1 protein-coding gene and 1 pseudogene are annotated in these 982 nt (G+C 59.1%); one reads left to right on the plus strand and one right to left on the minus strand.

Translation table 11 applies throughout. From position 1 onward, the window contains the following. The first annotated feature begins 149 nt into the window (after positions 1–149). A complete protein-coding gene (locus tag IEW15_RS25515) occupies positions 150–527 on the plus strand; it encodes a DUF6527 family protein (RefSeq protein WP_188583359.1) in 378 nt (125 codons plus the stop codon). A 273-nt stretch (positions 528–800) separates the two neighbouring features. Here IEW15_RS25515 and IEW15_RS26705 read toward each other — a convergent pair. Continuing rightward, positions 801–905 (minus strand): annotated as a pseudogene (locus tag IEW15_RS26705) (CopG family transcriptional regulator); the annotation flags it as partial. Between the last annotated feature and the right edge of the window lie 77 nt (positions 906–982).

Raw genomic sequence — 982 nt, forward strand, 5'->3', positions numbered from 1 at the left:
CCTCCGGTCATATTGCTCCCGAGTGATTTCAGTCCAGGCCATACGATCCTCCGTCGTCTTCGCAAACCACAGAGAATCACAAGTCGCTGAAATCACTCAACATAATTTTCGGTTGGGCTCTGAGATACGCATACCAAGCCGTCGAGCGCATGCCCAAGCCGCTCAGAGCTGGCGTCGTCTACCACAGCGAGGAGTTCGAGGTTGGTGCCTTACTGTGCGCCTGTGGCTGCGGCCACCGGGTCAGCCTGTTGGTCCCCGATAGTCATCAGATCACCTCGGAAGGCGGCTGGGCCACGGTGACGCCGTCGATCTCGGTATGCGATGCGGCCTGCAAGTCGCACTATTTCATCACTGCCGGCCACGTTGAATGGATGCCGGCTTTCTCCGACGCGATGGCGGCGTCAGTCATGCGCCACCAGATCGCTCGCCACGCCGTTCACGATGAGAAGAAGCTCTCTTGGGCCGCCAGGATCAAGAGAGCGTTCGCGCGAGCCTACGGGCGGCTCAAGTCGATACTGGGAATCTGAAGGTGGCAAGCCCTTCGCTTCGGGCCGCTGTGGGAGTGGCTCCGCTGAGTGACCAACCTACCAAAGGAGCAACTCGCAAGCACACTGGCTTGAATTGGAACCGCGCAGTAGGTCCAATTTGCGGCGACAGCCCAATGTCCCCTGACGGCGCGACCAGGACCTGAACCTAGTCGAGGTAATCGCTACGACCGCTTTCTTGAGTTGACGAACGCAGCCTCAACGATGGGGCGTGGAGCAGGCGAGCAGGACCGGAGGACGTTGAAGCGATCGAGTCTAGTCACCGACGGTTCGCTCGATCGAGTCTTCCGGGATCTCCTGCCGCAGCTTTGGGCCCTCGTTAAGTCGCCGACCAAGAGTGGCGACGAAATTATCATATTGAACCGCTCCGGGTTTGCCGGAGGCTCCAACTCTTGAGAGGATGGAGCCATGACGAAGGCTACGAACAAGTTTTCTGC

The sequence above is a fragment of the Tistrella bauzanensis genome, assembly GCF_014636235.1.
Lineage (GTDB): Bacteria > Pseudomonadota > Alphaproteobacteria > Tistrellales > Tistrellaceae > Tistrella > Tistrella bauzanensis.